Consider the following 1,274-nt stretch of genomic DNA (forward strand, 5'->3'; position numbering starts at 1 on the left):
TGAAGTGACCCCGAAAAGTTAGACAATATTTTTGAAGAAATTGCTCAAGCAACCGAAAGGGCTTGTTGTCTGTGAAGAGCAGGCGGCAAGCCCTTTAGTTTTATCTTGATTCTGCGGTTATTGTAGTAATCCAGATAGTCCACCAGTTCCTGCTTGAAGTGTTCCAGGGAATCGAATTTTTGCAGGTACAGCAACTCACTTTTGAGTAAACCAAAGAAATTCTCCATGACGGCATTGTCCAGGCAGTTGCCCTTACGGCTCATGCTCTGGCGAATCCCTTTCCTCCTGATCATGTGTTGGTATTTCTTGTGCTGATACTGCCAGCCTTGATCAGAATGGAGGATCAATCCTGTTCCATCGGGTATCGTCTCAAACGCCTTCTCCAGCATGGAAGTTATCATACCCAATACTGGCCGGTCAGAGATGGTATAGCTGACCAGATAACCGTTGTGCAAATCCAAAATGGGCGAGAGATACATCTTCTGTCCAAACAGACTGAACTCAGTTACATCGGTCACCCATTTCTGGTTTGGCTTTTCCGCATAGAAGTTCCGGTTTAGCAGATTAGGGGCAATTTTCCCCACTTCGCCCTTGTAAGAATGATATTTCTTGATTCTGACACGGCAAACCAGCCCCAACTCCTTCATAAGCCGCTGGACTGTCTTGTGGTTCATGGAAAATCCACGGTTATGTAACTCAGTTGTGATACGGCGGTATCCGTACCGTCCTTTGTTCTCTTGGTAAATCGCAACAATTTCTGCCTTGACTTCCTTGTATTTGTCCGGAACTATCATCCGCTTCAGATGGTAGTAGAAGGTCGCACGGGGAAGCTGAGCGATTGTGAGCAGAAGGTCCAGCGAGAATTCATGCCTCAGTTTTTGAACTACCTGCGCTTTTTGCGCTGGCGTCGCTCTTCTTCCAAAACCAAGGCTTGCAAGTTTTTTAAGTAAGCATTTTCTGCACGCAGACGCTGCACTTCGGCAAGCAAGTCCTCTTCTACTTTGCTGGGCAGCTTCTTCGGCCTGCCTGTGCTCTTCCGCCCGCGGCGTTCAACTGCAAGGCCTTCCGGGCCTTCTTCCAGATAGATCCGTTCCCAACTTTGAATGCGGTCATGTCCTTGGACTTCATAAATTCTGGCGGCCTCCTGATAGCTTAGTCCGTCCTGTATGACCGCCTCTACTACCTGCTTCTTGAATTCTGGTGTATAGCGTTTGTTTGGTATTCCTTTCGGCATAATAATGCACCCCACTTGTTATTCAGTATATCATACTGTC

General features: G+C 47.3%; 1 protein-coding gene and 1 pseudogene. Both read right to left on the bottom strand.

Features of this window, described 5'->3' with window-relative positions; genetic code table 11:
* Window positions 1–44 precede the first annotated feature (44 nt).
* Window positions 45–953, bottom strand: a pseudogene (locus tag I2E77_RS13670) (IS3 family transposase); the annotation flags it as partial.
* A complete protein-coding gene (locus I2E77_RS13675) occupies window positions 884–1,234 on the bottom strand; it encodes a helix-turn-helix domain-containing protein (protein WP_087234838.1) in 351 nt (116 codons plus the stop codon). The gene I2E77_RS13675 and the pseudogene I2E77_RS13670, both read right to left, overlap by 70 nt.
* Window positions 1,235–1,274: the final 40 nt, after the last annotated feature.

Origin of the sequence: Anaeromassilibacillus sp. 1001302B_160321_C8 (assembly GCF_015554745.1) — a bacterium.
GTDB classification, from domain to species: Bacteria; Bacillota; Clostridia; order Oscillospirales; family Acutalibacteraceae; genus Anaeromassilibacillus; species Anaeromassilibacillus stercoravium.

Excerpts from the sequence above, each read along its gene's own strand:
- I2E77_RS13675 (WP_087234838.1), bottom strand. The coding sequence starts at position 1,234 with ATGCCGAAAGGAATACCAAACAAACGCTATACACCAGAATTCAAGAAG.